At 50.3% G+C, this 16817-nt stretch carries 9 protein-coding genes and 1 pseudogene; 6 read left to right on the plus strand and 4 right to left on the minus strand.

The window, feature by feature from the left end; translation table 11 throughout:
• The first annotated feature begins 1508 nt into the window (after positions 1–1508).
• A pseudogene (locus MUN86_RS15235) lies at positions 1509–3406 on the plus strand (ABC-F family ATP-binding cassette domain-containing protein).
• Positions 3407–4088: 682 nt separating this feature from the next.
• Positions 4089–5528: a carbohydrate-binding protein gene (locus MUN86_RS15245; RefSeq protein ID WP_245118921.1), complete on the plus strand. Its 1440-nt coding sequence runs from the start codon at positions 4089–4091 to the stop codon at positions 5526–5528.
• Between the two features lie 76 nt (positions 5529–5604).
• Here the strand turns inward: MUN86_RS15245 and MUN86_RS15250 are convergent, their stop codons facing one another.
• From MUN86_RS15250 to MUN86_RS15265, 4 genes are all read right to left on the minus strand, one after another.
• Complete coding sequence (locus MUN86_RS15250; protein ID WP_245118922.1) at positions 5605–6450, minus strand: hypothetical protein; 846 nt, start codon at positions 6448–6450, stop codon at positions 5605–5607.
• Positions 6451–6553: 103 nt separating this feature from the next.
• Positions 6554–7258 (minus strand): hypothetical protein, encoded by a 705-nt coding sequence (locus MUN86_RS15255; RefSeq protein ID WP_245118923.1) that lies wholly within the window; start codon positions 7256–7258, stop codon positions 6554–6556.
• Positions 7259–7407: 149 nt separating this feature from the next.
• Positions 7408–7752 (minus strand): DUF952 domain-containing protein, encoded by a 345-nt coding sequence (locus MUN86_RS15260; protein ID WP_245118924.1) that lies wholly within the window; start codon positions 7750–7752, stop codon positions 7408–7410.
• 73 nt (positions 7753–7825) lie between these two features.
• Positions 7826–8218, minus strand: a complete 393-nt coding sequence (locus tag MUN86_RS15265) for a hypothetical protein (RefSeq protein WP_245118925.1) — start codon at positions 8216–8218, stop codon at positions 7826–7828.
• Positions 8219–8493: 275 nt separating this feature from the next.
• Between MUN86_RS15265 and hppD the strand changes: the two genes are divergently transcribed.
• From hppD to MUN86_RS15285, 4 genes are all read left to right on the plus strand, one after another.
• Positions 8494–9627, plus strand: coding sequence for a 4-hydroxyphenylpyruvate dioxygenase (hppD, locus tag MUN86_RS15270; RefSeq protein ID WP_245118926.1), 1134 nt, complete (start codon positions 8494–8496; stop codon positions 9625–9627).
• Between the two features lie 436 nt (positions 9628–10063).
• Positions 10064–11800: a phospho-sugar mutase gene (locus tag MUN86_RS15275; protein WP_245118927.1), complete on the plus strand. Its 1737-nt coding sequence runs from the start codon at positions 10064–10066 to the stop codon at positions 11798–11800.
• 556 nt (positions 11801–12356) lie between these two features.
• On the plus strand, positions 12357–14222 hold the full coding sequence (locus tag MUN86_RS15280; RefSeq protein ID WP_245118928.1) for a cellulase family glycosylhydrolase: 1866 nt from the start codon (positions 12357–12359) through the stop codon (positions 14220–14222).
• 39 nt (positions 14223–14261) lie between these two features.
• Positions 14262–16280, plus strand: coding sequence for a 7TM diverse intracellular signaling domain-containing protein (locus tag MUN86_RS15285; protein ID WP_245118929.1), 2019 nt, complete (start codon positions 14262–14264; stop codon positions 16278–16280).
• Positions 16281–16817: the final 537 nt, after the last annotated feature.

Here is a 16817-nt window from a genome sequence, read left to right on the forward strand (position 1 = left end):
GCAAGTACAATCCATTAAAAGCTGCAACATTAATTTCTATAGTTCTGCCTCTTCTAGTTCTTAGTGTGGGCTTAATATGGCACTTAGCCGCTAGGTGGCATCAGCTTATTCTAGACCTTATCTTTATCGCTTTGAACGGAGTAATACCTCAGGTAATTAAAATGTTTTTACCCACTGTTACCTACGACAATCTATTTTTATCTCAGTTGTTTAACTACTTATTTATCAGTGCAGCCTTGGCGTAGTGTTCATCTATAAATGCGTTCCTGCTCTCAATAAAGGCATTAGTATTCATTCGGGTAAATTTGCCGAAGTGACTTATTGTGAGTGTATCCTTGCTTTTTACCGATGCTTTACAAAACTCTAACGTAGTGTTAAAACTTGTGCATCCGTGCCGCAGAGTTAACGTGTCACCATCTTCGTTAAGATAAGCTCTATGCTATTGATAATAAGCTCTTAAAATAGCTGATCACCTATTTTAGGTATGATAAGATCATATGGTGGCAATCCAGAACTGGTGCCTTCCTTTTTAACATTGTGCCACGCACCTTTCAATTCCGATTCGGAAGCACCCTGCCTTTTGTTGCAGCTAAAGGTTATGATTAAGCGCAATAACAATGTGGTACGCTTCATATGCTTGGTTAATGCTTTGCAATTCTGGACTAGTGTAAGAGGGCTAGAAATGGTATTACCTTTGCAACTTCAATGCTATGTTCATCCTTTTCATTTTGACATTTACCAGCCTCTTCATTTAATTTTTTTATTCCTAATCTTTAATTGTATCTGATTATAGTTTATAATTTCATCAATACTTCTATACTGCCTTGCTCTGATTTTATAAAGTTCTTCTACTCTATTGTTGACAACAACCTCATTAACGATTCCATCGATAAATCGTTAATTGCTTTTGCGGTTTTAATATCATTTTCAGATTCATTATAATAAACAATAATTCATTTTGGCAAACAAACTTGTTTAAGTATTTATTAAAATAATTACTAAGCTTAGCACACGACTCTACGTGGATATCCTAACTATTTCTGGATGACAATAAAACTTTCCTTATACCTAGAATATTATCTGTAATTACGTTCTTAGCAATATTGTGTGTGCTTAAGAGATAAGCAAGATACATACTACCATTTATCACTTCCAATATGATGGAACACAATCACTAATTAGACGACTAGAAATGTAGATTACCCTATTGAGTAATCAATCGTTGAATCTAGAGGTGTTATTATGTGTTTAATGTGGTGCTAGCATTACTCACAGACTTGTCAACTACAGATTGTGGTTACTTAGGCTAGGACGTGTTATAGAGTATCTTTGTGGTAAGCACTGCTACCGTTCTGAGTGTTGCCCATATAAAATACAATTTATCTGTGAGATTGATTGTGTATTTAAATTCATTAAACATGTATATATTTTTACCTATGTTTCATATACACGGTATTTACACGCACTTGAAAACAGCTTAACCACGCTGGAAACGCATATTATTTTCAATGAATCTACTTTCTGCTGAGAACCTTTCGAAGAACTATGCCGACCGGTGGCTTTTCCGGGAATTGAATTTTGGTCTGTCGCAGGGCCAACGTGTGGGCTTAGTGGGCATCAATGGCTCTGGTAAAACCACATTGCTACGCATTCTAGCTGGCATTGAGCCACCAGACACAGGCAGCCTGAGCACCCGCAAAGACACTCGCGTGGCCTTCCTGGGCCAGCAGCCGGTGTTCGATGAAACACTGACGGTGGAGGAAACCATCTTTGCCAGCCAAAACGATACGCTAGCTGCTATTCGCGACTACGAGCATGTAGTGAACGACCCGAACCACAAGCCTGCCGACTTGCAACGGGTAATGGAGCTAATGGACTCGTACAACGCCTGGGACTATGAGTCGCAGGTGCAGCAGATTTTGGGCAAGCTGGGTATTCTTGGTGAATTGCTACAGCGTAATGTGAGCAAGCTTTCGGGTGGGCAGCGCAAGCGCGTGGCCTTGGCCCGGGTGCTGATTGAAGAGCCCGATGTACTGATTCTCGATGAGCCGACCAACCATCTGGACCTTGCCACTATTGAGTGGTTAGAAAACCGGTTGGCCTCTCCTTCTCTTACTCTGTTGATGGTTACTCACGACCGATACTTTTTGGATCGGGTGGCCAACGAAATTGTGGAGCTCGACCAGGGCCGGGTGCACCGCTACCAGGGCAACTACGCTTACTTCGTGGAGAAGAAAGCCGAGCGCGAGCAGATGGAAACTGTTGAAGTGGAAAAAGCCCGTAACCTGCTCCGCAAGGAGTTGGAGTGGATGCGTCGCCAGCCTCAGGCCCGCGGTACCAAGCAGAAAGCCCGCATTGACGCTTTCTATGAAACGCAGGAAAAGGCCAAGACCAAGCTCAAAGGCCCCGAAATGGAGCTGTCGGTGAAAACCACTCGCCAAGGTGGCAAAATCATCGAGGTAGAGCACCTAAGCAAGAAGTTCGGCGACAAAGTAGTGCTCGACGACTTCAGCTACGTATTCAAGAAAAAGGACCGGATTGGCTTAGTGGGCCCCAATGGCGCGGGCAAAACCACGCTGCTCAACATGCTCACCAAGCAACTGGCCCCGACTCAGGTATTGTCGATGCTGGTCAAACTACGGTATTCGGCTATTATACCCAAACTGAACTGACCTTCGACCCCACGCAGCGCGTTATCGACATTGTGAAGGAGGTGGCTGAGGTGATAGAAATGGCCGATGGTAGCATAGTAACGGCTTCGCAATTTCTGCAGCACTTTCAGTTTCCGCCGGCCCAGCAGTACACGCTGGTTAGCAAGCTAAGCGGGGGCGAAAAGCGCCGGCTACAGCTGTTGCGGGTGCTCATCAAGAACCCCAACTTCCTGATTCTTGACGAGCCAACCAACGACCTCGACATCATCACGCTCAACATTCTGGAAGACTTCTTGCTCCAGTTTGCGGGCTGTTTGATTATCGTGTCGCACGACCGGTACTTTATGGACGCGCTGGTGGAGCAAGTGTTTGCCCTGGAGCCAGGCGGCAAAATCCGCCAGTTCCCCGGCAACTACACCGACTACCGCGAGTGGCTGCAAGAGCAACCCGCCAACACTGGTGCCCGCGACGCCGAGAAAGCGCTGAAGTCGGTAAACCAAACTACCGCTCCGGCCCCTGCACCAGCGGCTGCCTCAGCTAAGCGTAAGGCTAGCTTTGCTGAGAAGAAGGAGTATGAAACCTTGGAGAAAGAGCTAGAGCAACTAGAAGTTCTCAAGCAGCAACTCATAGAGAAGCTGAACTCGGGTACCGGCTCCCACACCGAACTAGCTGACTGGGCTGCTCAACTCAAGCGCACTGACGCCGAGTTGGACACCAAAGGCGAACGATGGCTAGAGCTAGCCGATTTCGTGTAAAGCTCTTATTACTAACTGTTCCTAACAAGAAACGACAAGCGGCCCTGGTAGTACCAGGGCCGCTTGTCGTTTATGCGGTATCACCGACATAACCATTAAAGGCAAGCTTCACCTTTTAGGGTATATAACCTAGCTAAGAGCATTTGTACTGGAACGCTGTTCAGCTTATGTGTAGTGAACCAAGGCCTTTTGACTTTAGCGGCGACATTGCTTAGCGAAGACCGCAAATAACATTTTGGCATTTGTGCAAAAACCTGTGCTAGCAAGACAATAAAAGACTTGTTGCTTAAGCGACAATTTCACGTAGTCATGCCACCAGTACCAAGCAGCCTGATACGCCTCAAATAGCTTTTCGGCTTGTGCAGTAGGTGTACTGGTGGTGGTACACCTTGCGTTGAGAGGTTCTTTTCGAGAACACGCAGGCCATTTTGGGGCTTGCATTTAGCGGATAAGGCGCAAATATTTAGGCAGTACCCGTTGCTTGCTTTGGTCGTTTTCAGGGCTCTTGTTCCTTGCATTATAGCAGGATATGTTAGGCACCAACTTGGTAATAAAACCTGAGTCATCAACGAAACCAAGCTATTTCCGATATGCCGACCTACGCTGCATAAGTCGTCCCTGCAATTGGCTTCTACTTGCTTTTTCTGTTCTTCCTTCTTCCCACCAACTTACCCCTACCACCATGAAAACCACTTTACGCTCTTTACTTAGTGCCGCTGCCTTTGCGCTGCTAAGTCATGTTGCTGCACAAGCTCAAACCTACCAGCTCGTCTGGGCCGATGAGTTTAATGGTAGCATCAGCCCCGATTGGCAGTTCGAAACGGGTGGCGGCGGCTGGGGCAACAACGAGAAGCAATATTACCAAGCGGCTAATGCTTCGGTTGCTAATGGCAACTTACTGATTACGGCCCGAAAGCAAACCGTTGGGGGCATGCCGTACACTTCATCCCGCATGATTACGAAAGGCCGCAAAGAATTCACCTACGGCAAAATCGAAGCCCGCATGAAACTGCCGCTTGGTCAAGGCTTGTGGCCGGCGTTCTGGATGCTGGGTGGCAATATCAGCACGGTGAGTTGGCCAGCCTGCGGCGAAATTGACGTGATGGAGCACATCAACTCGGAAAACAAGATTTACGGCACGCCGCACTGGGACAGCAATGGTCACGCCGAGTACGGCGGCAGCGTAGTGACTACGCCCCAGGATTACCATGTATACACCGTAGAATGGGATGCCAGCTCTATCCGTTGGTTTCTGGACGGCACGCAGTACCACGTAATGAGCATCCTCAACAACACGGGCAGCACCGAGGAATTTCACCGGCCATTTTTCTTGCTTTTGAACCTAGCAGTGGCCGGTAACTGGCCTGGTCAAACAGTAGACGAGAGTAAGCTTCCGGCTACTATGTATGTCGATTACGTGCGGGTTTACCAGAAAACCGGCACGACAACACCGACGCCAACCGCAACCCAAATTCAGGCAGAGAGCTATGGTTCCATGAATGGGGTGCAATTGGAAAACTGTGCCGACACAGGCGGCGGACAGAACGTAGCCTACATCGACGCCGCCGATTGGATGGCGTACAACAACGTAAACTTCCCCACTTCAGGCAACTACACCATCGAATACCGCGTGGCCAGCCCGAGTGGCAGCCGCTTATCAGCCGACCTCAACGCTGGAACCACTCAACTCGGCACCGTGACCATTCCTGCTACGGGCGGCTGGCAAAACTGGACCACTGTTTCACATACTGTGTACGTGAATGCCGGAACTTACAATTTCGGTGTGTATGCGCAGGCTGGTGGCTGGAACTTCAACTGGTTGCGGATCACCAAGCAAAGCACGGCGCTTGTTGCGCAAAGCACTAGCACCCAAATCACGGATCCAACCAAGGCGAGCAGTCTATCACTGTATCCTAATCCGGTGTCAGATCGGCTCACCGTTAGTGGGCTTTCGGATGACGCCAGCCAAGTCAGCATCCTCGATATGCAAGGCCAGCAAGTCTGGAGCGGCCACTACACCGGCAAAGCCCTAGACATTTCGAAGCTGCAGCCAGGGCTTTACACTTTGGTGATTATAGGCACCGACCAGAAGAAGCAGGTCACTAAATTCAGCAAGCAATAAACGTGACGCTTATTGTTCTCTCACAACAAAGGCCAGCCGATTATCGGCTGGCCTTTGTTGTGAGCTTGTTGACGTTTCACTTGGCTTCAACAGCTAGGTTCACTGGTCTTCCCTGCTGTACACCAACTTTTTGCACGAAATCAAATGTAACGGAATGGCCGGCTAGGGCAGCTACCACCTGGAGCAGATTGGCCGCATCGGTGCGGGGAAAGCACACGTAGCCTCGCGTGTGTTGGCCTGGCTCTAAGGTGGTAGTGCGGAGCAGCCGATATTCAAGGCTCTGCTTTATTTCGAAAAGTTTGTCGGCTTGCACAGCATGTAGCTCGTACTGCTCAGCGAAGTAGGCGCTTACTTGGCGGTGGCGCTGCTCGCGCTCCTGCACCTGTACTTCGGTTTCTTTCTTCTTGCTAGGATTGTTTTCTGCTAGGTTGCTTACGGTTGTGAACAGCTCCCACAAACTCACTTTCGTGGCTAGATCAGTTTCTTCAGCCAAGCGCGTGGCTAACTGTGCCAGTCGTAGCTCGGGGTTGATGGCGGCTACGCGCGTCGGAAAGTTCGTAGCGGGAGCTACCGAAGCCATTGGCGTTGTGGCGATAGGCAAGTAGTAGAAAGTTTCGGGTGCTACCACTACGCTTCTGCTGGATACGTTGCGCACGTCAGCCTCAAATACTAGTTCCTGCTGCTCGTAGCGAACAAAACCCAACCGCACCACTACACTATCAGCAATTGGTTTGTCGCTTCGAGCGTAACCGGTGGGCCACAATCCACTGGGCCGGCTGAGCTTCGTGGTCATGAAATAAGATGGGCTGCAGCCGGCAAGCAATAACCCGCATGTCACGCTGCCAACACCTAAACGAATCGTTGCAATAGTTTTGAGCACAAACGAAATATCGAGATGGGTGCTAGTTAGAACAGAAGCCATAAACTCTGAGATTCTGTACTTCTGCATTGGAAACAAGGACTCTTGATTACTTTTTACAAGACGCAAAGAGCTAATTGCTTGCTCCTTACTTGTCTGCTATTCACTAATGCGCTAGTGAGGTGGCTACTGCAGAGGTATTTCGTTGCGAGCCTGATTGCTGCGTGAAGTCAAAAGTGACAGGCCGCTCGTTGAAGAAGATCACAACCCGCAACCGCCGGGCCGTATCGGTGCGGGGGAAATACACGTAGCCTCGCGCGTACTCACCGGGCTTAACCTTGGTTTTGCGCAACGCCACTGCCTGTATAGCGTGCTGCTGAGAGTAGAGATTATCAGCCTGCTGAGCGTGCTGCTCCCGCTGCTCGTCGAAGAAAGCCTCGGTGTTCTCATGGCGCTCCTGGCGTTCAGCCATCTGCTCCTCGGTTTCTTTCTTCTTGATACTCGATATATCTTCCGCCACGTTCGCTGCGGCAGACAAAATCTCAAACCAGCTGACTTTCTCCGCTTTTGCTGCCTCTTTTTCAAGACGAGTTGCTAGCTGCTTTAAGTGGAGCTCGGGGTCGATGGCCGTTACCCGGGGCTGCAGCGCCATTGCGGCAGTAGCCGATGCCGTATCGACGGGCGCATAGAAAAATGTTTCTGGCGCTACCAGAACGGGCCGGCTAGAGTCGTTGCCGATTTCCACCTCGAACACGAGTTCTGTTGGCTCATAGCGCACGAAGCCCACTTGCACTTCCACACTGTCGGGGTGGTAGCTAAGACTCGTGGAATGACCATTTATACCGGGCCCATTTACTTGGGCAGGCGCCATAGTCAAAAAGGAAGTGGAACCGCAGCTTGTTAGTCCTGCTAGGCAACCTACTAGTATAAATTGACGCATAATGCCTCTGTATAACTGTTTCGTCTAGTTAACAGGGGCAACAATCTCGCCAATGGTTGTATAGCCAACGCGTTTCTTCTCTACAGCTCTTCCGGCAAATGGAAGCTGCCAGTAGCATCGGCGGCAAAAGGCCAGTGGCGTCGAATAGCCGCCATCGGAACCGGGCCAAAGATGTGCGCGAAATGCTCCTGCCGGCTTTCCACCCACTCCCACTCTACCCGTGCGCCCGCGGTAGCAAGGGATTGTTCGTCCCACTCCAGCAATACTAGATCCGTACGGCGCGCATAGTAGCGGCGCGCGGTTTCTATAATCTGACCGCGCTCGGAACTGTGAATGAAACCTTCGGCCGCTAAGTCGGCGCTGGCGAAGAAGCCTGTTTGCTGGGCATTTTGCCAGTCAAGTGACTCAGCTATGCGGTAGAGCATATACTAATGATTGAACAACTAAATGACTATTAAGCTAACAGCCATTTAGTTGTTCAACTATTCAATCGTTGAATTACTTACTGGCTTTCCACAGCTCTTGCTGCACGGCTTTGCCAACGGTGAGCACAATGCGCGTTGGGTTAGGCACCAGCGTGATGCGAGCTTCCTTGCCCGGATATTTCTCTGAATCAACCCACACACCTTCTTTAGGCGAGGGCGTGCCACCGATGCTTGAGGGCAGATAAGCCGTGGGCAGCAGCACGTCGGTGTCGGAGTTGAGGTCGGTGTGCACTTTATCGAGTGCAGCTTCCAGATAAGCCCCATACTCTTCATTGAAATCGTCTTCCAGATCGTGCAATTCTTCTTCTACATCGTCGTAGCGAGCATCGTCGTACTTCATGTCGTGTAGCACTTGCTTTTTCTCGATCAGGGTAACGAGGGCGCTGTTTAGCTCTTCCAAATTCATAAGCGTAAGGCAATAGGTTAAGTAACAAAGGTGGTGAGCTTTTGCTGATTTCTGTGCAGTGCCCCTTTCCCACCACAATTTTACGAAGAATAGTGCAAGGTTATGGCAGAGAGTAGGGGCCGGTTATTAAAGTTTAAGGCCTTTTTGTTGTGCTTGCTTTAGCAGAGGTGTTGGTAAGGCATACTACTCTTACCCAGTAATTACCTGTTCTTCTGTCAATCTCTATCAAAGCATTATTTTTACCGGCATCTATCTACCCATCCCCACCCACTATTATGCAGACCATGACCTCCCCGGCCGTACAGGCCCACTCCGCGCAGGATTTCCTGCCCCTGAACGGCACCGACTACATCGAATTCTACGTCGGTAATGCCAAGCAATCCGCATACTTCTATCAAGCTGCGTTCGGCTTCGAGTTGGTAGCCTATGCTGGCCCCGAAACTGGGGTGCGCGACCGGGCCAGCTATGTGCTGCAGCAAAATAAAATCCGGTTCGTCCTGACAACCTCCCTACTCCCCGACTCTGACATCACGCGGCACGTGGCCCAGCACGGCGACGGGGTAAAGGTGATGGCGCTGTGGGTAGACGATGCCCGTCGCTCGTTCGAGGAAACCACTAAACGCGGTGCAAAAGTCGCCTTCGAACCTTACACGCTTGAGGATGAACACGGCTCGGTAACCCTGGCTGGAATCTACACCTACGGCGAAACTGTACACACTTTTGTTGAGCGCAGCAACTATAGCGGCCCTTTCCTGCCTGGTTTTGTGGCGCGCACCAGCAAGGTGCCGCAGGGCACACCAGTCGGCTTGCAGTTTGTGGATCACTGCGTGGGCAATGTTGGATGGGGCGAGATGAACCAATGGGTGAAGTTCTACGAAGTCGTAATGGGCTTCAAACTCCTCATCACCTTCGACGACGACGACATCAGCACGGAATACTCAGCTTTGATGAGCAAGGTGGTAAGTAATGGCAATGGCTTCGTGAAATTTCCCATCAACGAGCCCGCCGAAGGCAAAAAGAAAAGCCAAATCGAAGAATATTTGGATTTCTACCATTCGCCTGGCGTGCAGCACATGGCCCTCATTACCCACGACATTCGTTCTACCGTTTCGGAGTTGCGGCGACGTGGCGTGGAGTTCTTAACGGTGCCTTCTTCCTACTATGATGATCTGTTGGACCGCGTCGGCCACATCGACGAGGACCTAGACAGCGTGCGCGACCTGAACCTGCTCGTGGACCGTGACGAAGAAGGCTACCTACTTCAAATCTTCACCAAACCCGTAGAGGACCGGCCCACTGTGTTCTTCGAAATCATTCAGCGCAAAGGTGCCAAGAGCTTTGGCAAAGGCAATTTCAAAGCGCTGTTCGAAGCCATTGAGCGGGAGCAAGGTTTGCGTGGCAACTTGTAAGCAACTCATGTAGCATACTAATGGTGTAGTGACCATAACTTAAAAAGCGACCGGCACTGTTGGAAAAGGAGTTTTTCAACAGTGCCGGTCGCTTCTTTGCGTCAGATGCGCACCAACAACCTGTATAGTTTTGCGCTTTTACTATACGCCATCACCTTGTAAACAATGGATGAATAATGCATTTGGCTTGACGGCTGAAATATAAATTTGAAGCAAAGTTTATCTTTTATTAAGGCGCACTTGTGACGCAACGTCTAGCTTACTAGTGTTTAGACCTTTGACAGTCAGCTTTGTGGCAGGTATTATTTTCAGAAAAACAATGATCCAATAAAGGCAAGTAGGCTGTTATGCTTGAAGGGGCTTACCTATTTTTTCATGCAAACCTCTTTTCTTTACTGCCGTACCATTGCCTCTCCCTCAACTCAGCTTATCCTCTATGGCTCTGACCTCCGCAGTTCTACAAAAAATAGATACTTGGCTCAACGGTAATTACGACACCGCTACCAAAGACGAAATTCGTCAGCTACAGTCCCAAAATCAGGAAGACTTCTTGTCTGATGCCTTTTACCGCGACTTGGAGTTCGGTACGGGCGGACTGCGCGGCGTGATGGGTGCCGGCTCCAACCGCATGAACCGCTACACGCTAGGCATGGCTACTCAGGGTCTGTGCAACTATTTGCTACAGCAGTTCGCCGGCCAGGAAATCAAGGTGGCCGTAGCTCACGATTCGCGTAATAACAGCAAGGAATTCGCGCGCATTGCAGCCGATATTTTCTCGGCCAATGGCATTACGGTTTATCTATTTGAGGCTTTGCGCCCCACGCCAGAACTGTCGTTTACTATTCGGGAACTTGGCTGCCAGAGCGGTTGCGTCGTTACGGCATCACACAACCCCAAGGAGTACAACGGCTTCAAAGTATACTGGAATGATGGCGCTCAAGTGGTAGCGCCCCATGACAAAAACATTATCCGGGAAGTGGAGGCCATCCACTCCGTAGATGAAGTGAAGTTCCAAGCCGACGAGTCGAAAGTGCACCTCATTGGGGCCGATATCGACGCCAAGTACTTGGCTAAGGTTAAAGAGCTAAGCATCAATCCGGCAGCTATCCAGCGCCAGCACGATCTTAAAATTGTGTACACGCCCATCCACGGAACGGGCATTACGCTGGTACCGCAGGCATTGGCTCAGTTGGGCTTTACCAACGTACACATTGTAGAACAGCAAGCCACACCAGACGGCAATTTCCCAACGGTTCTTTCGCCTAACCCCGAGGAGAAAGTAGCCATGCAAATGGCCCTCGACCAAGCCAAGGAGTTGGATGCCGACATCATCTTGGCCACCGACCCTGATGCTGACCGGGTGGGTATGGCCGTGAAAAACACGGCTGGCGAATGGGTGCTCGTAAACGGCAACCAAACCGCTGCCTTACTGACCTATTATCTGCTCTCGGCCCGCAAGCAAGCCGGCAAGATGACCGACAAAGACTTCATCGTCTACACCATCGTAACCAGTGAAGTGCTCGGCGACATTGCCAATTCGTACGGCGTAAAGTCCTACCAAACCCTGACAGGCTTTAAATACATTGCGGGCCTGATTCGCGAGTTGGAAGGCAAAGAAACCTATATCGGTGGTGGCGAGGAAAGCTATGGCTTCATGATCGGGGATTTCGTGCGCGATAAGGATGCTATATCCGCTTGTGCTATGGTAGCCGAAATGGCGGCCGTAGCCAAGGACAATGGTCGCACCCTCTACGAGGAAATGACCCAGATGTACGCCACCTATGGCTTGTACCGCGAAAACCTGATTTCGCTCACTAAGAAAGGCCAGCGCGGTGCCGAAGAAATTCAGGAGATGATGCGTGACCTGCGGGCCAATCCACCGGCCACTATTGCCGGCTCAGAAGTAGTGGAGCTGCGCGACTACCAAACTGGCCAAATTCGAGACCTGCGTACTGGCCAAGAGAAGCCTACGGGCCTCGAAGCCAGCAATGTGCTGCAATTCATCACCGCCGACGGCAGCAAAATCTCGGCCCGTCCGTCCGGTACCGAGCCAAAAATCAAGTTCTACTTCAGCATGAAGGCACCGTTGTCTGCCGCCGCCGATTTCGAGAAGGTGGAGCAGCAACTCAACGAACGAATCACGGCCATTATCGAGGATCTGCAGCTGAAATAAGCTTTACGTGTATGAATAGCTTATCTCAATGAGCTTTCACATGGTAAGTTTCTCATCCTAAGCGCATAGAAAAGCTCCAACTGCTAACGTGGTTGGGGCTTTTCTGTACTTAAAAAGATCAAGTCGTGCGCATTGCTTTCTTTGAGCCAATTGTGTCCTGATTTATTTATTGTTTATTAACTGCTGGATTGGTGTAGGGCCCCTAGTCTAGTAGAAGGTACAGACCAAGAAAGTGCAGTTGATTTGTGTGTACTAAGCGTACGCAGAAGGGTCCAATAGTTAATTTCCAGTTGCTGAACCCTGTTTTGCTGCTTGCATTTACTGGTTAACGCTTCTAGATTTGGTTTAGGTTATTATTGTATAACGGCTGTCTGCTGCGCTTACGCTTAGGTGCGCTCCGCTCCTGCTACCAACAGATCCAGTCATTCCTACTCAGCTGTGCTTAGGCTCGAAATGCGCTAAGTCTTGCCTAGCTGAAATCCGAACGAAGTGAGTTGAACAGAATCAACCCTTTTGCTTCGCGCTGCTTGTAGTTTCCCTCCTCCATCTTTCTATTATGAGTAAGCTGATAGTTTCCGGCGTGAACGTACGGCAGGTTTTGAGCATGCTGTTGCTTTTGTGTTGCAGTTGGAACCCAATGGTTTCTGGTGTGGCGGCCCAATCACTGAGCATGCTACGCGCCGATGGCCCAACCATTTTGGACGCTAACAACCGCCCAGTAGTATTGCGTGGAATAAACGTTGGCGGTTGGCTTCTGCAAGAAAGCTACATCCTTGAAACCGACTCGCTTAACTCGCAATGGCGCATACAACAAGCTATGCTGCGCACCATGCCAGAAGCGGCCGTAGAGGACTTTTACCGCCAGTACCGAGCTAACTATATCACGAAGGCAGACATTGATTTCATTGCCAAGCAAGGCTTCAACTGCGTGCGCCTACCGTTTCATTACGACTTATTCTTGACAGCTCAGCAGCGCCGAGCCCGCACCAAGGCCTTGCAAAACCCTAAGAACGTGGAAGGCTACGTGCAAGCTCTTAGCACGTGGTACGACCAAAATCAGCTATTCACTGACCCGAAAGCCCTCGACGGTTTCCGCATCATCGATGATGTACTGAATTGGTGCGCAGCCAACAAGCTCTACGTCATCTTGGATTTACACGCCGCGCCTGGAGGTCAAGGTGCCGACCGCAACATCAGCGACTGTCTGGTACCACTAGACCTTTGGAAGCGCCGCGACGCTAAAGGTCGCCTGATTTATCAGGACCTGACCGTGCGTCTGTGGGAGAAACTATCGGCCCGCTACAAAGCCGATGCGCGCGTGGCCATGTACGACCTCATTAATGAGCCCAATGGCATGACCACTGCCAACGGCCTCACTGGCAACAATTCAGAGCTGAACGTGCTCTATAGCCGACTCATAGATGCCGTACGAAAACAAGGTGACCAGCACCTGTTAATGCTGGAAGGCAACGGATACGGCAACGAGTACACCAACCTTTCGCCCGACAAGCTACAGAGCAAAGACAAACGTAACCTGGTGTACAATGCGCATCGCTACTGGTGCCCAAACGACTCGCAAACCGGCGACCCAAATCCACTACAGATCAATCTTATTCATAACCTAGTTGCCTTCCGCGACCAATGGAAAGTGCCCGTGTGGGTGGGCGAAACGGGCGAAAATTCCAACGAATGGTTTTCGGCGGCCGTGCAGGAACTGAATGCCCGTAACATTGGGTGGTGCCACTGGACCCTAAAACGCGTAGCGGGCCCGACTAGCTTATTGCGCGTGCCCGCTTACGGCAGCATACTCACGGCAGAGGGCCGCACGGCCTTGCTGCGCAACAGTTTATTTAGCAACTGTACCATTAATAAAGATGTCATAGCAGCCCTCACGCAGCCGACTGTGGCGCAACCGTTCACTACGCATACGCTACCCGGCACCATTCAGGCTGCGGATTATGACTTGGGCCGCAACGGCACTGCGTACTTCGATGAATATGCGGCCCGCACCGATTTCACCAAGCATACTCCACACAACCAAGGTCGCGCCTACCGCAACGACGGGGTAGATATCGAAGCAATTACGGATGCGGCTTCCAATGGCTTTGCCGTGGGCCATACCACTGCTGGCGAATGGCTTAACTACACCGTAACTATTCCTAAAGCAGGCACTTTTGCTGTACAAGCACGTCTCGTAAATACGACAAAGGAACCGACAAAACTTTCTTTAAAGCTAGATAGTAAGGAAGTTGTAACGACCATTACCGCGGCTTCAAGCGACACGTGGCAAACTGTGTCGGGTGGAACGGTGACTTTACCCGCCGGAAAGCACATCCTGCAACTGTATGTGGAGCAGCCGGGAGCCGTAATCAGTTGGCTTCAGTTTACGGTGCCGGGCAAAGCCGCCCAAGGAGGCCAATAGTATTTACTAGTGCGGGACTTTCTTTATCTTAGAATTCCCATGCCCTGCCCTATCAATTCCCCCAAACTTTGCAGCCTGACTTATGTCTGGCGCTGGCTGTGGCTTTCGGCCATAGTTCTTCTTCCTGCCACCTCTAGCATTGGTGCGCCCTTCCTTGGTCCCGAGCAGCCTCTGCAAGTAGAGGCCACCCGCGCTGAGCTCTTCATTGAGCCTTATAACTATAGTGTATTAGAAGATTCCACTGGGCGTCTAACACTGCACGATGTCCAGTTGGCCAAGCATGCAACGCGCTTCGTCCTTGGGTCCCGCACTGCTACCAATATGGAGCATCCGGGTTCAACCTATTGGCTGCGCCTTAATGTATTAGCTATCGGCCCGCAGCCGCAGCACTGGTACCTGGAACTGTTCGACTCTCACCTCAACAACATCATTTTCTACCCCGATGCTAGCAGTGAGCGGGGTGAGGTGCATACCGGCGCCGATTGGCCGTTCACGTCGAGACCGTATAGCTACAAAAACTACTTGATGCGTCTGCCGCTCAGCTCAAACCAAGTGCAGACGTACTACTTACGGCTTCAGTCTGGTAGTAAGACTAGTTTTTTGTCCCGATTACGCACCGAGCAGGGTATTACCGAGCACTTCCAGACCGAATATGGGTTGTTGGGTGGCTTCTATGGCATCCTGCTGATTATGGTGGTGTACAACTTCTGCCTGTTCTTTTTCACTGGCGAGCAAACGTATTTGCGCTACGTGGGATACGTGCTGAGTTGCAGCCTCGTGTTTTTGTCAGAAGACGGATTAGGATTTCAGTATTTGTGGCCTAAGTATCCGTGGCTCAACAAAGTGGTGGAGGTAGGTTCGCCGCCACTGCTGCTGCTGACATTCGGCTATTATGCGCGCCAGTTTTTGGACACGGCGCAGCGCCTGCCGCAGTATGACCGTTGGTTGCGGACTGTAATTTTGCTTACCGTAGTGGTATTGATGCTTGATGCTCTGTGGTGGAAATCAGACATAGGTATTTGGTTATACACATTGCCGTACGGTATGCTGTTTTACGCGGCCCTGCGAGTATGGCAACGTGGGTTCCAGCCGGCACGCTTCATTCTGCTTTCTCACTCCTTAGTAGCCGTTAGCGTGCTATTTCTGCTATTGCGGAAGCTCGGAATCAATACGTTCACAAATACCTACACGGTGTATAGCATGAATGCGGCCTTCGTGCTGGAAGTGGTGGTACTTTCCTATGCGTTAGGCAGCAAAATCAAAACGATTCAGGAATCAACGTTGCGGGCGCAACACCGTTTGGTGAAGCAGTTGCGCAAAAAACAACACGTGCAGGAACAACTTGTCGAACAGCTTCGCCAGAACGAGGAGTTGAAAGATCAGTTGAACTCCGAGTTGGAAAAATTGGTGGCGCAGCGCACGCAGGAGCTGCAGCAGCAAGGCGAAACTATTGCGGCCCAAAATCGGGAACTGTTGCAAGCCAATGGGCTGCTAGCACTGCAGTCAGCGGCCATCGAAAAGCTGAATACTGATTTGCAGTTGGATTTGCAAAAGGCCCAAACAGCCAGGGTACTTTCGCAGGAAGTGGACTTCGGCGAGTTCAGTCAGATCTACCCCGACAAGGATGCCTGCTTGACCTACCTTGCTGACTTGAAATGGGCGCACGGCTACCACTGCCGCAAGTGTGGCCACGACAACTACTGCGAAGGACGAGAGCCTCATTCGCGCCGTTGTACCCGCTGCCGTTACGTGGAATCGGCTACTGCTTACACACTGTTGCAGAAGTGTAAGTTCTCTATCGTCAAGGCATTTTATGCGGTGTTTTTGTTGCATACGCACAAAGGCAACTATTCAGCTCAAGAGCTTTCACGGGTACTGGATTTGCGCCGGGCTACGTGTTGGAGCTTCAGCCAGAAGGTAGGTGATGCTATTCGCCGGCAGGTTGCTGAACATCCAGAAGATGAAAGCTGGACCCGTTTGCTACTAGATGACTCCGGCAACGAAAGCGATGAGAGCAGCGACGAAACAGCCACCTTGGCAACCGGAACTTCACACTAGCAGAGCGGCTAATCCTATCGAGTTAAGAACTCGAAAAAAAGTGGACAAAATCTTCATTTTTTTACTTGTTTTTTACCCGTCAGTTATCTCTCACCCAGATGTGACATTCAAGAGCAATTGACGTAGAAAGCGCCTGTAAAGTGGGTGACGTAAGCGTACAAAGTTTTTTGCTACGTAAGCGAAAACGCCCTTTGCAAACGTTTGGGGCGGGGTTTCCGCTTGATTTTTAAAAATAAGGTCGGGTATATTTGGGCATCCTATCGCTCTTATGTTCTGCCCCACCTATTCCTCCTCTAGCTGTGTTGTGAGTAAGCACTCACCCCAGTTACACCCATTCTACGTTTTGCTCTTATCTCGCTTGATTGCACAAAGCAAACAAGTCCCGGTTTCTACTGGCTCACCTAGCACGTTCACCAGCCTAGGATTTGCTTTGTGTAGCAACCGCCTTGCACTCCCAGTTGCTACTGTTTTTCAGCAGTACTCGAACTGCGAGAAAGTACTCCCCCTTTTTCCTTTCTGAGCTACACCTGACTGATG

Origin of the sequence: Hymenobacter volaticus (assembly GCF_022921055.1) — a bacterium.
In the GTDB taxonomy this organism is placed as follows: Bacteria; Bacteroidota; Bacteroidia; order Cytophagales; family Hymenobacteraceae; genus Hymenobacter; species Hymenobacter volaticus.

Bases quoted from the DNA above. Each gene is read 5' to 3' on its own strand.
- MUN86_RS15275 (WP_245118927.1), top strand. From the start codon at position 10,064: ATGGCTCTGACCTCCGCAGTTCTACAAAAAATAGATACTTGGCTCAAC.
- MUN86_RS15250 (WP_245118922.1), bottom strand. From the start codon at position 6,450: ATGGCTTCTGTTCTAACTAGCACCCATCTCGATATTTCGTTTGTGCTC.
- MUN86_RS15285 (WP_245118929.1), top strand. From the start codon at position 14,262: ATGCCCTGCCCTATCAATTCCCCCAAACTTTGCAGCCTGACTTATGTC.
- MUN86_RS15280 (WP_245118928.1), top strand. From the start codon at position 12,357: ATGAGTAAGCTGATAGTTTCCGGCGTGAACGTACGGCAGGTTTTGAGC.
- MUN86_RS15255 (WP_245118923.1), bottom strand. From the start codon at position 7,258: ATGGCGCCTGCCCAAGTAAATGGGCCCGGTATAAATGGTCATTCCACG.
- MUN86_RS15265 (WP_245118925.1), bottom strand. From the start codon at position 8,218: ATGAATTTGGAAGAGCTAAACAGCGCCCTCGTTACCCTGATCGAGAAA.
- MUN86_RS15245 (WP_245118921.1), top strand. From the start codon at position 4,089: ATGAAAACCACTTTACGCTCTTTACTTAGTGCCGCTGCCTTTGCGCTG.
- MUN86_RS15260 (WP_245118924.1), bottom strand. From the start codon at position 7,752: ATGCTCTACCGCATAGCTGAGTCACTTGACTGGCAAAATGCCCAGCAA.
- hppD (WP_245118926.1), top strand. From the start codon at position 8,494: ATGCAGACCATGACCTCCCCGGCCGTACAGGCCCACTCCGCGCAGGAT.